Source organism: Curtobacterium sp. L3-7 (assembly GCF_048756585.1).
In the GTDB taxonomy this organism is placed as follows: domain Bacteria; phylum Actinomycetota; class Actinomycetes; order Actinomycetales; family Microbacteriaceae; genus Curtobacterium.
On record NZ_CP151474.1, the window covers coordinates 3405438 to 3422716 of the forward strand.

Annotated in this window: 18 protein-coding genes; 10 read left to right on the top strand and 8 right to left on the bottom strand. The window is 70.6% G+C overall.

Annotated elements, in window-relative coordinates:
* Positions 1–67 precede the first annotated feature (67 nt).
* Positions 68–1627 (bottom strand): NCS1 family nucleobase:cation symporter-1, encoded by a 1560-nt coding sequence (locus AAEP80_RS16380; RefSeq protein WP_281265262.1) that lies wholly within the window; start codon positions 1625–1627, stop codon positions 68–70.
* 174 nt (positions 1628–1801) lie between these two features.
* Here AAEP80_RS16380 and AAEP80_RS16385 point away from each other — a divergent pair, with 174 nt between their 5' ends.
* From AAEP80_RS16385 to AAEP80_RS16405, 5 genes are all read left to right on the top strand, one after another.
* The gene (locus AAEP80_RS16385) at positions 1802–2557 is read left to right on the top strand and encodes an SGNH/GDSL hydrolase family protein (protein ID WP_420365149.1); all 756 of its coding nucleotides are present in this window, start codon (positions 1802–1804) and stop codon (positions 2555–2557) included.
* A gap of 92 nt (positions 2558–2649) precedes the next feature.
* Complete coding sequence (locus tag AAEP80_RS16390; RefSeq protein WP_413601377.1) at positions 2650–3588, top strand: type II CAAX prenyl endopeptidase Rce1 family protein; 939 nt, start codon at positions 2650–2652, stop codon at positions 3586–3588.
* Positions 3575–4831: a histidine kinase gene (locus AAEP80_RS16395; protein ID WP_420365150.1), complete on the top strand. Its 1257-nt coding sequence runs from the start codon at positions 3575–3577 to the stop codon at positions 4829–4831. Before AAEP80_RS16390 ends, AAEP80_RS16395 begins: the two co-directional genes overlap by 14 nt.
* Before the next feature lie 5 nt (positions 4832–4836).
* Positions 4837–5520 (top strand): response regulator, encoded by a 684-nt coding sequence (locus AAEP80_RS16400; RefSeq protein WP_420366883.1) that lies wholly within the window; start codon positions 4837–4839, stop codon positions 5518–5520.
* Between the two features lie 185 nt (positions 5521–5705).
* Positions 5706–6290 (top strand): VOC family protein, encoded by a 585-nt coding sequence (locus AAEP80_RS16405; protein WP_420365151.1) that lies wholly within the window; start codon positions 5706–5708, stop codon positions 6288–6290.
* A 138-nt stretch (positions 6291–6428) separates the two neighbouring features.
* Here AAEP80_RS16405 and AAEP80_RS16410 read toward each other — a convergent pair whose 3' ends face one another.
* The 4 genes from AAEP80_RS16410 to AAEP80_RS16425 all read right to left on the bottom strand — a co-directional run bounded on the left by AAEP80_RS16410 (position 6429) and on the right by AAEP80_RS16425 (position 10037).
* A complete protein-coding gene (locus AAEP80_RS16410) occupies positions 6429–6953 on the bottom strand; it encodes a GNAT family N-acetyltransferase (protein WP_420365152.1) in 525 nt (174 codons plus the stop codon).
* 4 nt (positions 6954–6957) lie between these two features.
* Complete coding sequence (locus AAEP80_RS16415; protein ID WP_420365153.1) at positions 6958–8364, bottom strand: LLM class flavin-dependent oxidoreductase; 1407 nt, start codon at positions 8362–8364, stop codon at positions 6958–6960.
* A gap of 69 nt (positions 8365–8433) precedes the next feature.
* A complete protein-coding gene (locus tag AAEP80_RS16420) occupies positions 8434–9252 on the bottom strand; it encodes an alpha/beta hydrolase (RefSeq protein WP_420365154.1) in 819 nt (272 codons plus the stop codon).
* 41 nt (positions 9253–9293) lie between these two features.
* Positions 9294–10037: an alpha/beta fold hydrolase gene (locus tag AAEP80_RS16425; RefSeq protein WP_420365155.1), complete on the bottom strand. Its 744-nt coding sequence runs from the start codon at positions 10035–10037 to the stop codon at positions 9294–9296.
* A 53-nt stretch (positions 10038–10090) separates the two neighbouring features.
* Here AAEP80_RS16425 and AAEP80_RS16430 point away from each other — a divergent pair, with 53 nt between their 5' ends.
* The 5 genes from AAEP80_RS16430 to AAEP80_RS16450 all read left to right on the top strand — a co-directional run bounded on the left by AAEP80_RS16430 (position 10091) and on the right by AAEP80_RS16450 (position 13906).
* On the top strand, positions 10091–10504 hold the full coding sequence (locus tag AAEP80_RS16430) for a MarR family winged helix-turn-helix transcriptional regulator (RefSeq protein ID WP_420365156.1): 414 nt from the start codon (positions 10091–10093) through the stop codon (positions 10502–10504).
* 9 nt (positions 10505–10513) lie between these two features.
* Entirely contained in the window at positions 10514–10813 is a 300-nt protein-coding gene (locus AAEP80_RS16435) for a hypothetical protein (protein WP_420365157.1), read from the top strand.
* The gene (locus AAEP80_RS16440) at positions 10800–11186 is read left to right on the top strand and encodes a DUF6578 domain-containing protein (protein WP_420365158.1); all 387 of its coding nucleotides are present in this window, start codon (positions 10800–10802) and stop codon (positions 11184–11186) included. The genes AAEP80_RS16435 and AAEP80_RS16440 overlap by 14 nt, the downstream gene beginning before the upstream one ends.
* A 137-nt stretch (positions 11187–11323) precedes the next feature.
* Positions 11324–13342 carry a glycogen debranching protein GlgX gene (gene glgX, locus AAEP80_RS16445; RefSeq protein ID WP_420365159.1) on the top strand — a complete coding sequence of 673 codons (2019 nt, stop codon included), beginning with the start codon at positions 11324–11326 and terminating at the stop codon, positions 13340–13342.
* A 93-nt stretch (positions 13343–13435) separates the two neighbouring features.
* Positions 13436–13906, top strand: a complete 471-nt coding sequence (locus AAEP80_RS16450) for a BLUF domain-containing protein (protein WP_420365160.1) — start codon at positions 13436–13438, stop codon at positions 13904–13906.
* A 51-nt stretch (positions 13907–13957) separates the two neighbouring features.
* On the opposite strand, the gene AAEP80_RS16455 is transcribed toward AAEP80_RS16450, so the two are convergent.
* The 3 genes from AAEP80_RS16455 to AAEP80_RS16465 form a co-directional block, all read right to left on the bottom strand.
* A complete protein-coding gene (locus AAEP80_RS16455) occupies positions 13958–14791 on the bottom strand; it encodes a glycoside hydrolase family 16 protein (protein ID WP_420365161.1) in 834 nt (277 codons plus the stop codon).
* A gap of 14 nt (positions 14792–14805) precedes the next feature.
* The gene (locus tag AAEP80_RS16460; protein ID WP_420365162.1) at positions 14806–16572 is read right to left on the bottom strand and encodes a hypothetical protein; all 1767 of its coding nucleotides are present in this window, start codon (positions 16570–16572) and stop codon (positions 14806–14808) included.
* Positions 16573–16722: 150 nt separating this feature from the next.
* The gene (locus AAEP80_RS16465; RefSeq protein ID WP_420365163.1) at positions 16723–17217 is read right to left on the bottom strand and encodes a MarR family winged helix-turn-helix transcriptional regulator; all 495 of its coding nucleotides are present in this window, start codon (positions 17215–17217) and stop codon (positions 16723–16725) included.
* Between the last annotated feature and the right edge of the window lie 62 nt (positions 17218–17279).

Genomic DNA, 17279 nt, shown 5'->3' on the forward strand with positions numbered 1-17279 from the left:
CGAGGTCCTTCCGGTGGAGCAGTGGAGCGGGTGGAGCGGTGGTTCTGTGGTGCTGTGGTGCCGCGGTTCAGGCTCGGCCGATGGCGGCGCCGTCGTCGACCGTGGGGTCGTCGGCGTCCAGGACCGGCATGCTCGGCCGAGCACGCTCGAGTGCCCAGAAGACCACGAGACCCAGGCCGCAGCCGATGAACCAGCTGTAGTTGCTCAGCCACGGCAGGACGCCGAGGGCCGGCGGCAGCACCGCGCTGGCGACCGAGACCACGCCGGTGCCGACGAGCGTCCAGATGGCGTTCGGGTTGAAGCCCCCGCGGTACCAGTACCGTGCAGCGGTGTCCTTCGTGTACATGTCGTCGACGGCCACGCGCTGCTTCGACACCAGGTAGTACCCGGCGATGAGGATGCCGAACAACGGGCCGATCAGGGCGCCCAGCACGCCGAGCGTGTAGAGGATCGCCTGGTCGTTGCCGTACCAGTTCCACGGGGTGAGGAGCACGGAGCCGACGGCGGCGATCATGCCGCCCATCCGCCAGCTGATCTTCCGCGGGGCGACGTTCGAGAAGTCGAACGCGGGGCTGATGAAGTTCGCGACGATGTTGATGCCGACCGTCGCCGTGACGAACGTGAGGCCGCCGAGCAGGATCGCGAACGGGGCGTCGATCGCCTGGACGGTCTCGATCGGGTCGGTGATGAGCTTGCCGAACACCGGGACGGTCGCGCTGGCGCACAGCACGGTGAGGATCGAGAAGAACAGGAAGTTGACGGGCAGCCCCCACATGTTGCCGCGCTTGACCGCCTGGAACGACTTGCCGTACCGGGAGAAGTCGCCGAAGTTCAGCATCGGGCCGGAGAAGTAGCTCACCACGATCGCGATCGCCGACAGCATCACCGGGATGCTCGCGCCGAACGACAGCGGCTCCCCTGCTGAGAGGTTCAGCGAGATGTTCCCGATGCCCGCACGGCTCACCAGGTAGATCGCCAGCGCGATCATCACCACGTACACCGCCGGGCCGGCCCAGTCGATGAACTTCTTGATCGCCTCCATGCCCATCGAGAACAGGGCCGCCTGCGCCACCCAGAGGATCGCGTACGAGATCCACCCGAGCGCCGAGAGGCCGAGGAACGAGTGCTCCAGCAGGCCGGCCGACGCGGGGATGAACTTGAGGAAGATGATGTTGAGCGACTGCGCGGCCAGGAACGTCTGCACGCCGTACCAGGCCATCGCGATGAGGCCGCGGATGATGGCGGGGACGTTCGCCCCGAGGACGCCGAACACCGCGCGGTTGATCACCGGGTACGGGACACCGGTGCGCTGGGACGGCTTCGCCACCAGGTTCGCGAAGACCTGCACCACGAGGATGCCGACGACGAGGGCGATGAGCACCTGCCAGCTGGCGATGCCGAGTGCGAAGAGCGAGCCGGCGGTGACGTACCCGCCGACCGAGTGCACGTCGGACATCCAGAACGCGAAGATGTTGTAGCTCGTCCACGACTGCTTGCGGAGCGGAGCGAGGTCCTCGTTGGTGAGGGCGGGGTCGTACCCGGGCTTGATGACGCCGGCGCCGGCGAGGGCATCCGACGTGACGGGGGCGTGGGGCGCTGCGACGGGTGCCGCGGTCTCTGTTGCCATGGCGTCCTCCGATGGGAGTGGGAAGCGGGGGCGGTGCTTGCTTGTGCAGAAAGCTACGGACCGCGTTCGTCCCCACCGTTTCCCCCGTGTAACGACCGTGTGACGCGACACCGGTCCTGAAACGCCCGTTCCAGCGCCAGGAACCTGCACAGGAGTGTGCAGGAAGATGGCGACATGCATGACGCGATCCGGTACGTCGCCATCGGCGACAGCTTCTCCGAGGGGATCGGCGACGACGGTGCCGTCCCGTTCCCGGGCTGGACCGGCCGACTCGCGAGCGGCATGGCCCGGGAGCTCGACGCGGACGTCTCCTACGCCAACCTCGCCGTGCGCGGACGGCTGCTCGCCGGGGTCCTCGACGGGCAGCTCGACGTCGCACTCGCGCTCGACCCGGCGCCGACGCTCATCACGTTCTGCGCCGGCGGCAACGACCTGCTGCGCCCGCGGTTCGACGTCCGGACGCTCATCGACCCCCTCGAGCGCGCCGCGGCGAAGGTCCGCGACCGGGGCATCCGTCTCGCGCTCCTGAGCCCGGCGGACCCGAGCGCCGGGCTCCCCCTCGGGCACCTCATCAACTTCCGCGGCGACGCGTGGGCCGATGCCGTCGCCGACCTCGCCGACCGTCACGGCCTGCCCTTCGTCGACGTCTCCCGTGACCCGCACCTGAAGCGTGCCGAGTTCTGGTCCGCCGACCGGCTGCACATGAACCCGTCCGGACACCAGCGCGTCGCCGAACTCGCCCTGCACGCGATCGAGGACGGCCCGGCACCGACCGAGCCCGCACCGGCGCGGACCGGACCGAAACGCCTCGCCGAGGAACTCCGCTACTACCGCGAGCACGTCCTGCCCTGGGTGCAGCGGCGCGTGACCCGGCGGTCGTCGGGCGACGGGCGATCCGCGACGTTCCCGGACTGGACGCCGGTGCGCTAGGGGCCCACCCGCTTGCACCCTTCGATGCAAGTCCGGCAGGACCCTCCCTCTGCGGGTCGTCCGGCGCTCCCGCGATTCCTAGCGTCGAGGGCATGACGAACACCCAAGTCCAGGGCATCCGCGGCGTCGTCGCCCGGTACCCGATCCGCACGTTCTTCACCCTCGCGCTCGCCCTCAGCTGGCTCGCGTGGATCCCGTACATCCTGTCCCCGCACGGGCTCGGCGTCTGGGACCTCCACTTCCCGGAGTTCCTCGGCACCGCCCAGTTCACCGGGGTGCTCCCGGGCGCACTGCTCGGCCCGCTCGGCAGCGCCTTCCTGGTCACGGCGCTCGCCGACGGCCGCGCCGGACTCCGCCGCTGGGTCGGGCGGCTCTGGCGGTGGCGGGTCGCGTGGCCCTGGTACGCCCTGGCGCTCGTCGGTGTCCCTGCCGTGATCGTCGCGTCCGGCCTGCTGTTCTCCGGCGGCCAGGTCCAGGCGCCCTCGTGGACGGCCGTGGCGATGCTGGTGCCGGGCCTCGTCATCCAGCTGTTCACGACCGGACTCTCCGAGGAACCGGGCTGGCGCGACTTCGCGCTCCCCCGGCTGCAGTCGAAGGTGGGTCCGCTGGGAGCCGCAGCGGTCCTCGGGCCGGTGTGGGCGCTCTGGCACATGCCGCTGTACCTCAGCGACTGGGGCGGCTGGCCGAACGCGCACTGGACGGAGCCGCTCGTCTTCGCGGCCTTCACGATCACCTTCAACGTCGTGATGATCTGGGTGTTCAACCGGACGGGCGAGAGCCTGCCGCTCGCACTGCTCCTGCACGTCGGCGTGAACAACACGATCAGCACACTGTGGGCCGACATGTACCCGGGCATGACCGCCGGGACGATGATGGCCGGCCTGACGATCCTGTCCACGATCGCCGCCGTCGCGATCCTCGTCACCACCCGCGGCCGGCTCGGCCTCCCGCGACGACGCCCGGACGCCGAGCCGACCGAAGCCCCCGCGCGCGACGCCGCCCTCGTAGGATCGAACGATGGCACCCGCTGAGGCCCGCGCACGGCGGACGGACGTCCTGATCGCGGTGGGCACGGCAGCCCTCGCGATCGGACTGCAGTTCGGGCTCCCACCCCTCGACCGTGCCGATCCGGACGGCACCGGGTACCGCTACCCGGACGTCCTCAGCTGGCCGTGGATCGTGCTCGCGGTCGGGATGCTCGTGCAGTCCGCCGTCGTGCTCCGCGCCCGTCGCGCACCACGCACCACGCTGCTGGTCACCGCGGTCCTGCCCGCCGTCCTCGTCCTGATCGCACCGAGCACCCTGTCCGGTCTCGCGATGCTGCCCATCGTCGTCGCCGTGGTCCTCGCAGGGCTCCGGGTCCCGCTCGCCCGGCTCTGGCCGACGCTCGTCGCCACCGTCGTACCGATCGTCGTCACGCAGACGGTCTTCGCGTTCTCGGTGCTCGGCGCCGGACGGGCGAGCGTGGCGACCGGACTGGCCACCGGGATCGCCATGGGCGTCCTGCAGGCAGTCGGCGCGATCGGGCTGCCGATGCTCGTCGTGCTGGTGGTCCGCTCCCGCCGGGACGTCCGTGCGGCCCGCACCGCGGAGGCCACCGCGGTCGACCGGCAGCAGGACGCGCAGGTCGACGCGGCCATCGCCCGGGAGCGCGCGGCGATGGCACGGGAACTCCACGACATCGCCGCCCACCACCTCTCCGGCATCGCGCTCATGTCCGCTGCGATCGACCGGCAGATCGACAGCGACCCGGAGCGCGCCCACGAGGGCGTCAGGCAGGTGCGGGCGCAGAGTACCGCGGTGCTCGACGACCTGCGGCGGCTCGTCGGGCTCCTCCGCGAGGACGCCCCGGCCGAACGGCTCGTCGAGACGGTCCCCGGGATCGTCGACCTGGTCGAACGGTCCCGGCACCGCCGCACCGTCGAGCTCGACGTCCGCGCCGGCTCCGACCGTCGGCCCCTCGGTGACGGCGTCGGTCCTCTGGCGCAGCTCGCCGCGTACCGCACGGTGCAGGAGGCCCTCGCGAACGCGGCCATGCACGCCCCGGGCGCGCCCTGCACCGTCCGGATCGACGACCGGACAGCCGACCACCTCACGATCCGCATCGAGAACGGCCCGGCGACGGCCCGCGTCCCGGACAGCTCGGCCGCCGGCGGGAACGGCCTGCGCGGCATGCGGGAACGGGCGGAGCTCGTCGGTGCACGCCTGCAGGTCGGCCCGTCCGACGACGGCGGCTGGCTCGTCGTGCTGGGACTCGATCGGGAGACCAGGTGAGCGAGGTGATCCGCGTCCTCGTCGCCGACGACCAGCCCCTCGTGCGCGCCGGTGTCTCCGCGCTCCTCGACGCCGAACCCGACATCGAGGTCGTCGCGGTCGCCTCCGACGGCGCCGAAGCACTCGAACTCGCCAGGACCACCGCACCGGACGTGGCGTGCCTGGACATCCGGATGCCCGTCCACGACGGCATCACGGTGGCGCGGGAACTCTGCGGCCCCGGCGCAGACCCCGTCATCCCGGTGCTCGTGCTCACCACGTTCGACCTGGACGACTACGTGTTCGGCGCGCTCGAGGCCGGTGCGAGCGGCTTCCTGCTCAAGGACGCCGAACCGGACGTCATCGTCGGCGCCGTGCGGCAGGTGGCGGCCGGGAACGGGACGCTCGACCAGGCGCTGACCCGCCGCGTCCTCCGGGAGTTCGTCTCCCGTCGCCGGCTGCAGCCCGTCACGGGCGACCGCGCGGACGAGGTCCTCACCGCTCGGGAGCGGGACGTCCTGCTGCTGCTCGCTCAGGGGATGTCGAACGAGGACATCGCCACGGCACTGGTCGTCGAGGTGTCCACCGTGAAGTCGCACCTGGCGCGGATGCTCCCGAAGCTCGGTGTCCAGTCGCGGCTGCAGGCCGTCGTCTGGGCCTACCAGAACCGGATCGTCGCGGTCCCGGAACCCGATCAGCGCGACGCCTGACGCGTCGCCCCCGGCGCGTGGCGCCGACCGCCGGACGGGAGGCGCGGTGCCGGCCCGCACCGCGCCTCCCGTCCGCAGGATCCACGCGGGAACCCGCAACCCTGCTCACTGCGGCTTGTCGCGACGGGCCGTGGCGGCTCCGCTGGGTGCTTGCAGGTTCCGCCGATGGCAAGGGAGACGGCCAGATGACGACCACCGCACCACGCGCACGCACCCGCACGTCCGCCAGCCGACGTGCCGACCACGCCACCGTCATCCCGTCCGTCCGCGGGATCGACCACGTCGGCCTGACCGTGCCCGACATCGACGAGGCCACGGGCTTCTTCGTGTGCGGACTCGACGCGACCGTCCTCTACGACCGGTTCCTGCGGGCCGAACCCGTCCGAGTCGGCGCCGACGTCCAGCAGCGGCTCGGGATCCCGCACACGATGGCGCAGGGGGCGCTCCGGATGCTCGCGTTGCCGAACGGGCCGGGGCTGGAGCTCTTCGAGTACCACGGGCCCGATCAGCGACCGGCGGCCCGCGCCAGCGACCTCGGCTGGCAGCACGTCGCGTTCTACGTCGACGACCTCGACCACGCGCTGGTGCGCCTGGAGACGGCCGGCGGGCACCGCTACTCCGCGCCGCGGGACCTCGGCGGGGTCGAGAGCGGTCACGGGAACCGGTTCGTGTACGTCGGGACGCCGTGGGGGTCGACGCTGGAGCTGATCACCTACCCGACGACGCAGCCGTACGAGGAGCACGCGCCGCGCCCGAAGTGGCGGGCTTGACCCCGGGTGTGTGTGGGAGGCGGAATCGCGCGTCGGGGGTCGGATCGCGCGTAGGAGGTCGGATCTTCCCGCCACCAACGCGTGATTCCGCTTCCCATTCGGCTCGCCATGGGAAGGAACGTGCGCGGGATGGCTCCGTCAGTGCCGCTCGGTGACGTAGGTGCGGGTGACGATGCCGGTCACGGCGTGCGGGAACTCCGTCCCGGTCGGGCGGAAGCCGCCGGCCTCGTACAGCCGCACCGCACGGTCGTTGTCGGCGAGCACGTGCAGGGCGACCCGGGAGTGCCCGGCCGCCGCAGCCGCTCGCACGGTGGCGGTGAGGAGCGCTCGTCCGACGCCGCGGGCCTGCACGCCGGGGCGCACCGCGAGGAGCGAGAGGTACACCGCGTCGGCGGGGTCCGTCGGACGGCCGGTGCCGGGCGCGGTGAGCAGGGCGAAGCCGTCCGGTCGCCCGTCGTCGCCGGGGACCACCAGGCACGCGACCCGTGGCGCGCGGAACTTCTCCTCGGCGCGGGCACGGACCGCGACCAGGACGGGGTCGAGGTCGACCGTGGCGGGCGCGGTTCGTCCGTCACGGTGGGCGACCGCCGCGACCCAGAGCTCGACGCAGTCGTCGATCTCCGCGGACCTCGCTTCGCGGACGAGGGCGGAGGACTCGATCACCCGGTCAGCCTACGACCGCGTCGCTTCCGATCCGGTAGCCGGCACCGCGGTGCTCCTCCGGCAGACGGTCACCGCGCCCGTGCAACTTGTGCCGGAGCGACCCGGCCTCGTAGCCCTCCGGGTAGGCGCCGCGCGCGCGGAGTTCCGGGACGACGAACTCGATGACGTCCTCCCAGGTGCCCGGTGTGACCGCGTAGGCGAGGTTGAAGCCGTCGACGTCCGTCTGCTCCTGGATCTCCTGCAGCTGCGTCGCGATCGTCGCTCCCCCGCCGACCGCGACCGGGCCGAGCCCGCCGATCGCCGTGTGCCGCGCGAGGTCGCGGATCGTCCACTTCGACCCGTCGGACCCGGTCGCGGCGGAGATGTTCGCAGCCGCCGACTGGATGGCGTTCGACTCGACGTCGCCGAGCGGCTCGTCGAGGTCCCACTGCGACAGGTCGACGCCCATCCAGCCCGAGTTGAGCACCAGCGCACCGAGCTCCGATGCGTAGGACAGGTAGTCCTCGTACTTCGCCTGCGCCAGCTCGTCGGTGACGTCGGTGATGATCGTCAGCAGCGTGTAGATCTTCGCGGCGTACCGGTCGCGGCCGGCTGCTTCGAGTGCGTCGCGGATCTTCGTCACCGTCGCGGCGAGCTGCGGGATGGTCGGTGCACCGACGAAGATCGCCTCGGCGTTCTCGGCGGCGAACGCGATCCCGCGGGGTGATGCCCCGGCCTGGTAGATCACCGGCGTGCGCTGCACCGACGGCTCCGACAGGTGGATGCCCGGGACGTCGAAGTGCTTGCCGTGGTGCTCGATCGGGTGCACCTTCGCCGGGTCGGTGAAGACCCCGGTCGCGCGGTCCTCGACGACCGCGTCCTCTTCCCACGACCCCTCCCACAGCTTGTAGAGGACCTCGAGGTACTCGTCGGCGACGTCGTACCGGTCGTCGTGGCTGAGCTGGTCGGTCTGCCCCATGTTCCGCGCGGCACTCGGCAGGTACCCGGTGACGACGTTCCAGCCGACGCGGCCCTTCGTGAGGTGGTCGAGCGTCGAGACGCGGCGGGCGAAGGGGTACGGGTGCTCGTAGGCGGTCCCCGCGGTGATCCCGAACCCGAGGTGCTCGGTCACCGACGCCATGGCGGAGACGAGGAGGATCGGGTCGTTCACCGGGACCTGCGACCCCGTCCGGAGCGCTGCCTCGTTCGAGTCGCCGTACACGTCGTACGTGCCGAGGACGTCGGCGATGAAGATGCCGTCGAAGGCGCCACCCTCCAGCGTCTTGGCGAGGTCGGTCCAGTACGACAGGTCGCGGTAGTTCCGGGAGCGGTCGCGCGGGTGGCGCCACAGCCCGGAGGACTGGTGCGCGACGCAGTTCATGTCGAACGCGTTGAAGCGGATCTGCCTGGTCGGGTTCGTCGAGTCCGTCACGATCGCGACGTTACGGACCGGAGGTCTGACCGTCACGCAAGGTGACGAACGATGACGTGGTGATCCGGTTCACCTGACGGTTCCCCGCTGACACCAGGCGGCGGTCAACGCGATCGTCGTGCCGAAGGCCTCGAGCCCCGGGCGGTTCAGGAACGCGTGGCGCGTCCCGGCGAGGACGTGGTGCTCGACGTCGATCCCCGCGGCAGCGAGCTCCGCCGCGAACAGGTCACCGGACGCCCGCATGTTGTCGTGCTCGGCGTTGACGACGAGCGTCCGTGGGAACGCTCCGACCTCGTGCCCGCCGGGGAACGCGAGACGATCGGCGAGCGCACCCCTCGACCCCGCGTAGTTGCGGTTCATCACGTCCAGCGCCCACGGCGCGTGGGTGATCCGGCGGTGCCGACGAGACCGCAGGCGGGTGTCTCGGCTCCTGGGGTGGGTGGCGTGGAAGAAGCCGTACGCGAAGACGGCTCCCACCGGAGGCACGCCCTCGTCCGTCGCGCGGAGTGTCGCAGCCGCCGCGAGGCACGCACCGGCGCTCGCTCCGCCGAGGACCACGCCGCCGGGTGATGCGGCGTGCACCTCGTGGTACGCAGCGAGCACGTCGTCGAGAGGCGCCGGGTAGCGCGGCCGCGACGTCGCCCACCCGGTACCCGGCACCGGCGCCAGACGGTAGTCGACGGTGGCGACGGTCACGCCCTGCGCGGCCAGGGACCGCGCGACGTCGTGTGCCTCGGGTTGGTCGAGGCCGCCCCGGAAGAACCCGCCCCCGTGCAGCCAGAGCAGCGTCGGCCCGCCTGGCGTCCCGACGCCCGGCACAGCTCGGTACCAGCGGATCGGAACCGCGTGCCGGTCCGGACCCGGGTCCGTGCCGACGGGGTCTGCCATGCGATCACCTTGGCAGAACAGCGGTCGTCGGAGCGAGCGGGTCAGCGCACCCGTTCCACGAAGGGGTCGACGGCCGCCCAGGTCGGATCCGGGGCTTCGAGGTGCGGGAGGTGGCCGGCTGCGTGGACCTCCGCGAACTCCGCACCGGGGATCACGCGGGCGACGGCGCGACCGTACGACGGCGTCACGATGCGGTCGCTCTCGCCGAAGACGACGAGCGTCGGCACGGTGATCGTCGCAGCGCGGTCAAGGAGGGTCGGGTCGCCCATCCCGCGGCCCGCGAGGACAGCCATCGTGCGTCCGTTCGACTGCTGCACGGCTCGCTGCTCCGCTGTCAGACCGGCGGGGTCGACGTACCCCCGCTCCGGGTCGTGCCACGCCGCCTCGGCGAGCCCGCGGGCGTCCAGCGCGAAGAAGTCCGCGATCGGCTCACCGTCGACGACGGCTCCGACGCCGTCGATGTCCACCACGGCGCCGATCACTCCCGCGTACCGTTCGCTGCCCGCCGCCGCGATCGCCATCTCGAGCGCGAGCCACCCGCCGATCGACGAGCCGACCACCACGACCCCGCGGGCGCCGCTGATGACCAGTTGCTCCAGGTACACGCCGGCCAGGTCGGCGACGGAGGTCACGTCGTCCGGGAGCACGGTGCCGTTCCAGCCGGGGTGGGTCGGCGCGAGGACCTGCATGGTCGCGGCGAGGTGGTCGACGATCGGGACGACTGTCTGCGGACCACCGCCGCCGTGGAGCACGAGCGCGATGGTTTCGGTTTGTCCAGTGGTCATCAGATGCCTATCTCAACATGTTTATCTACGGATGTTGATACAGTAACACCGTGATGACGGATCTGGAAGCGCTCGGGCAGGCGGTCAAACGGGCGCAGTACCGCAACCACCGCACCATGGACGCCGCACTGCGGGACGTCGGCGTGAGCCTCGTGCAGTGGGACGCCCTGCGCGCGATCGACCGGCTGCCGGGAGCATCGGGACACGACCTCGCCACGGAGACGTTCCAGAGCGACCAGGCGTTCGGCACCCTCGCGGCGCGGATGGTGGAACGCGGGCTGATCGCCCGAACCGCCGGCCGTGGCCGCCGGATCGAGCACTCGCTCACCGACACAGGTCGGGCAGCGCTCGAGGGCGGACGGGATCGTGCCGCAGGGGTCCTCGACGAGCTGTTCGCACCGCTCGACACCGACGAGCGGACGACGCTCCTCCGACTGCTCCGCCGACTCACCGAGCAGGAACGGTAGCGTCTCCCCATGCTCGCGCGCCTCCGACCCCAGGCCCCGGCACTCGTGCTCCTCCTCGCGGCCGGCGTCGCGGTGCTGGTCGCCGTCGTCGCGGATCACATCGCGTGGCCGATGGCCCCCGCGTTCCCGTGGCTCCACCAGGGAGACTTCTCCTACGTCGCCACGAAGAGCCAGTGGGACACGGCGATCGCTGCACGCTCGATCGCGCGGGTCGCCGTGGTCGTCGCCGGCCTCTCCCTCGTCGCATCGGTGGTCGCGTTCCTCCGCTCGCTCCTCCTGAGCCGTCGGTCGGGCGATGCCGCAGACTGACGTCTGGCTGGTCGGGTGGCAGGTCGAGGAGGACCACCTCGACCTCACCATCGGCGAGCGAGTGGCGTGGGACACGATCCCGATGGACGAGGAATGGGTCACCGAGCTCTTCGCCGACGGACGTCGGATCCCGCTCGCCCTCGACACCTACGCGGACGCCACGCGAGCCCCCGATGACCCGTCGTGGGTCCGGATCAGCGGAACGGTCGAGCGCATCGAACGGATCACGGCCGAATTCGTCCAGTCCGACGCGCCCACGGATCCGGGCTTGGTCGCCGTCCCGGGGTCGGCGCGCTCGCGTTCGGTGTCGTCACTCCGCCATCGGCCGGTCGGAGCGGGGAGCGCCGTGGGCTTCGTGGTGCGCATCGCCTGACCCGCCACCGGACGGGAGGCTCGTGGCCGTGTCCGCCACGAGCCTCCCGTCCGGTGTCTGACGGATCGATCCGGGTGACCGGCTCGGGGTACGTGGATCCGCGCAGGGCTCAGCGGGGTACCGGTACAACTTGCACCATGACCAGTTCCTCGCGCTCACCGCTCGGCGTCACGCTCGTCGACGGCGGCGCCAACGTCGCCCTGTTCTCGACCACCGCAGACCGTGTCGAGTTCTGCCACTTCGACGACGACGGGACCGAGCACCGCACCGAGCTCACCCACCGCACCGGGTACACCTTCCACGACATCGTGCCGGACGTGACCGTCGGCACCCGCTACGGCTTCCGCGTGCACGGCCCCTGGGACCCGGCGAACGGTCTGCGGCACAACCCCGCCAAGCTCCTGCTCGACCCGTACGCCACGGCGATCGACGGCTCCTACGAGTGGGGTCAGGCGCTGTTCGGGCACGACATGGAGCACCCGGACCAGATCGACGAGACCGACTCGGCGAGCGCGATGCCGAAGTCCGTGGTCGCCGACCGCACGTTCGACTGGGGCGACGACACCCGTCCCGACACGCACCTGTCCGACACCGTGGTGTACGAGGTGCACGTGAAGGGGTTCACGCAGCAGCACCCCGACGTCCCCGAGGACATCCGCGGCACCTACGCCGGCATGGCGCACCCGGCGGCGATCAAGCACCTGGTCGACCTGGGCGTGACGGCCGTCGAGCTCCTGCCGACGCAGCAGTTCGTGCAGGACTCGACGCTCGCCGACAAGGGGCTGCGCAACTACTGGGGCTACAACTCGATCGGCTTTTTCGCGCCGCACGACGAGTACGCGTCCTCGGGTACGGCCGGACAGCAGGTCGCGGAGTTCAAGCAGATGGTCAAGGCCATGCACGCCGCGGGTCTCGAGGTCATCATGGACGTCGTCTACAACCACACCGCCGAGGGCAACCACATGGGCCCGACGCTGTCGTTCAAGGGCATCGACAACCCGTCGTACTACCGCCTGGTCGAGGACGACGGCTCGAGCTACTTCGACACCACCGGCACCGGCAACTCGCTCAACGTCGCACACCCCGCCGCGCTCGGACTGATCGCGGACTCGCTCCGCTACTGGGTCGAGGAGATGCACGTCGACGGCTTCCGCTTCGACCTCGCGACGACGCTGACCCGCCAGGACAACGAGGCGAGCCGCCGCTCCGCGTTCCTCGACATCATCCACCAGGACCCGGTGCTCCGCGGGGTGAAGATGATCGCCGAGCCGTGGGACACCGCCGGGTACCAGGTCGGCGGGTTCCCGGCCGAGTGGTCGGAGTGGAACGGCAAGTACCGCGACGACATGCGCGCGTTCTGGCGCGGCGACGAGGGCGTCCTCGGTGACGCGGTCCAGCGCTTCCTGGGCAGCCCGGACGTGTACGAGGGCTCGCGGCGGGCACCGGTGTGCTCGGTCGACTTCGTGACCGCGCACGACGGCTTCACCCTCGCCGACCTGACGATGTACGCCGAGAAGCACAACGAGGCCAACGGCGAGGACAACGAGGACGGCGAGAGCAACAACACCTCGTTCAACGGCGGCATCGAGGGGCCGACCGACGACGGCGCGGTGAACGACTACCGCGACCGGCAGCGCCGGAACTTCCTCGGCACGCTCCTGCTGTCGGCCGGGGTCCCGATGATCCTGGGCGGCGACGAGATCGCCCGGTCGCAGGGCGGCAACAACAACGCGTACTGCCACGACGACGAGATCTCGTGGTTCGACTGGACCGCGGCGGACCGGGACCTGCTGGCCTTCACCCGCTCGGCGATCGCGTTCCGCAAGCAGCACGCCGCGCTGCGCCCCGAGTGGTACCGCACGGCACCCGGCGATTCCGATTCGACCGTCTCGGTCCTGCGTGCGGACAACGCCGGCTTCGAGGACGCCGACTGGGCTGACCCCGGCAACCGGGCCGTCATGCTCGTGCTCGAGCACGGGGCGGACGCGGTGGCGGTGCTGTTGAACGCCTCGGAGACGACCGTCGAGTTCACGCTGCCGGAGAAGCCCGGTGGCGGGACGTGGTCCCTCGGCCTCTCGAGCGACCCCGACCAGCAGGTCGACGACGGGGCCGGGTCCGTCCTGGTCCGGGACGCGTCCTTCACGGCGTTGACCTGACGGGCGCACCGCGTCGGGGCACCGGGTCCGCACTCGAACGCGCGATCCGGCCGATTGTTGCACCGGCGCGCTCCCGGACACAGACTCGTGGTGATGACTGCACTGACCTCACTCGTGTACATGTCCGTCGCCGCCGACGAGATGACCGATGCCGACCTGGTCGCGATGCTCCGGGAAGCACGCCTGCGGAACGATGCACTCGGCGTCTCCGGTCTGCTGCTCGCGAAGGGTGGTCGGTTCCTGCAGGTCCTCGAGGGCCCGGCGTGGAGTGTCGAGGACCGCTTCCGTGCGATCGAGCGTGACCCCCGGCACCGCGAGGTCAAGACCCTCTCGCGTGAAACCGTCACCGCGCGCCGCTTCGACGGCTGGGCCATGGCGTTCGCCGCACCGTCCGACTCCGACGTCCGGGACGAACCGGGGTTCAGCACCTTCCTCGCGGACCGCTCACCGCTGCCGGCCGACCTGGCCGGCTCCCCCGCCGACTGGCTGCTCCGGTGGTTCCGCGGGCGGGACCTGCACGATCTGCCGGAGGAGCGGATCACCCTGGGCCGCCACGCCGCCTGACGCAGCCGGAGCGGGTCCGGCGGCGACCGCTCATCGCCGCCGGACCACTGCTCAGGAGTTGTCGATCACGCGGACGAAGTCGACCTTCATCTGCTGCGGGAACTGCGTGGACCCGTCGGGGTACCCCGGCCAGTTCCCGCCGACCGCCAGGTTCAGCACGATGAAGAACGGCTTGTCGAACACCCACGGGTTGCTGCCGGTGTCCGCCGTCGTCACCGTCTTGTAGTCGATTCCGTCGACGGACCAGGTGATCGATCCAGGCTTCCAGTCGACCGCGAACGTGTGGAAGGTGTCCGCGAACGACCACCCCTGCGGGTGCTGGTAGCTCGACGTGATCCCCTGCCCGCCGGAGTACCCGGGCCCGTGGATCGTGCCGTGCACGGTCGCCGGTTCGTAGCCGACGTTCTCCATGACGTCGATCTCGCCGGAGTTCGGCCACCCGACCTGGGGCAGGTCCGAGCCGAGCATCCAGAACGCCGGCCAGATGCCCTGCCCGCGCGGGATCTGGATGCACGCCTCGATCCGGCCGTACCGGGGTGTGTACTTCCCCTGCGTGGACAACCGCGCGCTCGTGTAGGACCCGTCGGCCTCGCGCTTCGCCGTGATGACGAGGTTGCCCTGGCCGTCGAGCGCCGAGTTGTCGCGTGAGTCCGTGTAGTTCTCGAGCTCGTTGTTGCCCCAGCCACCGCCTCCCGTCTCGTTCGTCCAGACCGAACGGTCCGGTGCGCTCCCGGCAGCGCCGTCGAAGTCCTGCGACCAGATGACGTCACCGTTCGCGGCGCTCGCCGGGCCGCTCGCGGTGACGGCGGGTGTGACGCCGAGCGCGACCGCGGCCGTCCCTGCGAGCACGAGTGCGACCGTCCGGCGCTTCCTGTTGCGTGTCATGTCCTCGGACCTCCTCAGTTGTACGACGCCAGTCGGTTGGGCGCCGTGTTGCCCGCCGATGTCGGGACCGCTCCCCCGACGCCGTTGATGACGCTCGAGATGGTGCCGGTGTCGCCGAGGGAGACCGTCACCAGTCCGTGCGCACGGACGCCGGACGTCTGCGGGACCTCGAACGCACGATCGGCGTGCACGGCCGGGTTCGTGTTGAAGAAGCAGTAGACGCCGCCGCCCCAGATCTCGTGATTCGTGACGGTCGACGCCACCTTGTACGCGGCGTACCCGGCTCCGGTCGGGCTCTGCCACGACGCGTTGTCCGGCACGTCGTACGGCATCTCGTTCTGGAAGAAGATGGTCTTCCCGTTGTTGCCGTTCCACTGGACTTCGTACTGCTGGTAGTGCTCGACGAAGAGCCCGGTGGCGAGGACGTCGTCGCCGTTGACCTCGACGCCCGTCGCGCCGGTGTTCACCGTCCAACCGGTCGCCGCGCCGCCGTGGTCGGCCCGCCACGCCCAGATGTGGTCGACGAGGGTGTCGTCGGCGTTCACCTGCAGCGTGGTCGAGGCCTTCCCCTGGATGCTCGACCCGACGCGGAAGAACACGTCCTGGATGCTCTGCGGATCGCCGGCGTGGTCGACGTGCGAGCCGGAGGTGCCCAGCCGGACGAGCTGGGCACTGTTCTGCGTGCCGGCGTCGACGACGAGGTTCGAGACGTTCACTCCCGCGACGTCCGTCGAGGTCAGGACGGCGTTGCCCTTCGTCGGCACGAGCGTCGGGAACCCGATGCCCGTCACGACGGTGTCCGCCCGCGTCACACTGATCGGCGCGTCGAGCTGGTAGGTGCCCGGCGTGAAGAACAGGTTGAGCCCCTGGGACAGCGCGCTGTTGATCGTCGCCGCGGAGTCACCGGGGTGCGCGACGTAGAAGTTCCGCATCGGGATGTCGGTGCCCGCGGTGTTCGGCCAGGTCACACCCGAGGAGTTCTGCCGGAGCGACGGCACGAACACGTGGTACTTGTTCGAGGAGTCCACGTACAGGTAGGGCTTCTCGCGCGTGGTCGGCGTCGTCGCGAGGGTCGTGTAGCTCTTCGAGAAGTCGTTCGCCGGGGCGCCGTTCACGCCCGAGAACGTCATGTTCCAGTTGCCGCCCTGCCACGACCCGATCGTGGAGTTCCGGGTGTACCACTGCTGCTGCGACCCGCTCGTGACGGTGCCGTCGACCTTCGAGTCGGCGATGTACCCGCCGGAGGAGTACCCCTGTCCGCCGTCCTGGTTCGACGGCCCCATCGTCAGGTTGCCCGCGATGTGGACGCGACGCATCGGCGCGGCCTGCGACACCGCCCACCGGTCGGTGCCGCCCTCCGGTGCGATCTTCACGTTCTCGACCGATCGCCAGAAGTTCTGCGTCGCGTTCTTCTCGTCGCCGGCGTTCCACCCGGAGTCGACGTTGACCGCGCCGTTGATGGTGACGTCGTCGGGGTTCTTCCCGAGCCCGGCGACCGAGGTGTAGAACCCGAGGTTCGCCCAGACACGCCCGTAGCTGCCGGGCTTGAAGAGGAACGCGTACCGCTGCGATCCGAACTGCGCGCTCGGGTTGCGGAGCTGGGCGTTGAAGGCGGCGTCGACGTCGGCCTGGATGGTCGATGCCGGCACCGAGGGGTCGTAGACCTTGACGCTGCTCCCGAAGTCGGGGGTGTCGCTCGTGGTGACCGCCTGAGCCGAGATCGCCGGAGCCAGTGCCCCCACGACACCGGCGCTCAGGGCGATCGCGACGAGCTGCTTCATCCGTCGTTGCATGATGCTCGATTCGTCGATGTGCGGCGACGTTGCCGCACGCAACAGAAGCTAGACCTGTTCGTCCGCTCAGACAGTCGGACGAATCGAGGACCAGCCATGTCCCCCGGACGAGGGGGGGGGGGGGGGACGAGCCGAGCGTCAACGCCCCCGGCGTCGAACCGCCGACCGCGGCGGCGCCGCCCGGAGCTCCTCGCTGACCCGTCCGAGGATCCTGCCGAGCTCGGCGGCGTCATCATCCGTGAGGTGTGCGAAGAGCAGCCCGTGCACCGTGGCGATGTGCCCCGGGAAGACCGCTGCGAGGACATCGCGGCCGGCCGCCGTGAGCGTCACGACGGTGCTGCGCTCGTCATCCGGGGACGGTCCGCGGGTGACGAGCCCGCGCTGCTCGAGCAACTGCGCCTGGTACGTCAACCCGCTCCGGCTGTAGACGACGCCGTCCGCCAGGTCCGTCATGCGCAGGTGCCCGTCCGGCGCGTCGCCGAGCCGTGCGAGGAGCTGGAACTGCACGTAGCTGAGCTGCCCGACGTCCTTCAGCTGCCGCTCCACCGCGGGGCGCAGCAGCGCTCCGACCTCGGTGAAGGCGAGGTAGGCGCTGAGTTGCGTCGGCGTGAGGGCGGCAGGCGATTCCGTCATGGTCCGATCCTACCTGTTGATTCGAATTCGAAGCAGTGCTACGTTACGAACAACTTCGAATT

Excerpts from the sequence above, each read along its gene's own strand:
- AAEP80_RS16380 (WP_281265262.1), bottom strand. The coding sequence starts at position 1,627 with ATGGCAACAGAGACCGCGGCACCCGTCGCAGCGCCCCACGCCCCCGTC.
- AAEP80_RS16385 (WP_420365149.1), top strand. The coding sequence starts at position 1,802 with ATGCATGACGCGATCCGGTACGTCGCCATCGGCGACAGCTTCTCCGAG.
- AAEP80_RS16390 (WP_413601377.1), top strand. The coding sequence starts at position 2,650 with ATGACGAACACCCAAGTCCAGGGCATCCGCGGCGTCGTCGCCCGGTAC.
- AAEP80_RS16395 (WP_420365150.1), top strand. The coding sequence starts at position 3,575 with ATGGCACCCGCTGAGGCCCGCGCACGGCGGACGGACGTCCTGATCGCG.
- AAEP80_RS16405 (WP_420365151.1), top strand. The coding sequence starts at position 5,706 with ATGACGACCACCGCACCACGCGCACGCACCCGCACGTCCGCCAGCCGA.
- AAEP80_RS16420 (WP_420365154.1), bottom strand. The coding sequence starts at position 9,252 with ATGGCAGACCCCGTCGGCACGGACCCGGGTCCGGACCGGCACGCGGTT.
- AAEP80_RS16425 (WP_420365155.1), bottom strand. The coding sequence starts at position 10,037 with ATGACCACTGGACAAACCGAAACCATCGCGCTCGTGCTCCACGGCGGC.
- AAEP80_RS16430 (WP_420365156.1), top strand. The coding sequence starts at position 10,091 with ATGACGGATCTGGAAGCGCTCGGGCAGGCGGTCAAACGGGCGCAGTAC.
- AAEP80_RS16435 (WP_420365157.1), top strand. The coding sequence starts at position 10,514 with ATGCTCGCGCGCCTCCGACCCCAGGCCCCGGCACTCGTGCTCCTCCTC.
- AAEP80_RS16440 (WP_420365158.1), top strand. The coding sequence starts at position 10,800 with ATGCCGCAGACTGACGTCTGGCTGGTCGGGTGGCAGGTCGAGGAGGAC.
- glgX (WP_420365159.1), top strand. The coding sequence starts at position 11,324 with ATGACCAGTTCCTCGCGCTCACCGCTCGGCGTCACGCTCGTCGACGGC.
- AAEP80_RS16450 (WP_420365160.1), top strand. The coding sequence starts at position 13,436 with ATGACTGCACTGACCTCACTCGTGTACATGTCCGTCGCCGCCGACGAG.
- AAEP80_RS16455 (WP_420365161.1), bottom strand. The coding sequence starts at position 14,791 with ATGACACGCAACAGGAAGCGCCGGACGGTCGCACTCGTGCTCGCAGGG.
- AAEP80_RS16460 (WP_420365162.1), bottom strand. The coding sequence starts at position 16,572 with ATGAAGCAGCTCGTCGCGATCGCCCTGAGCGCCGGTGTCGTGGGGGCA.
- AAEP80_RS16465 (WP_420365163.1), bottom strand. The coding sequence starts at position 17,217 with ATGACGGAATCGCCTGCCGCCCTCACGCCGACGCAACTCAGCGCCTAC.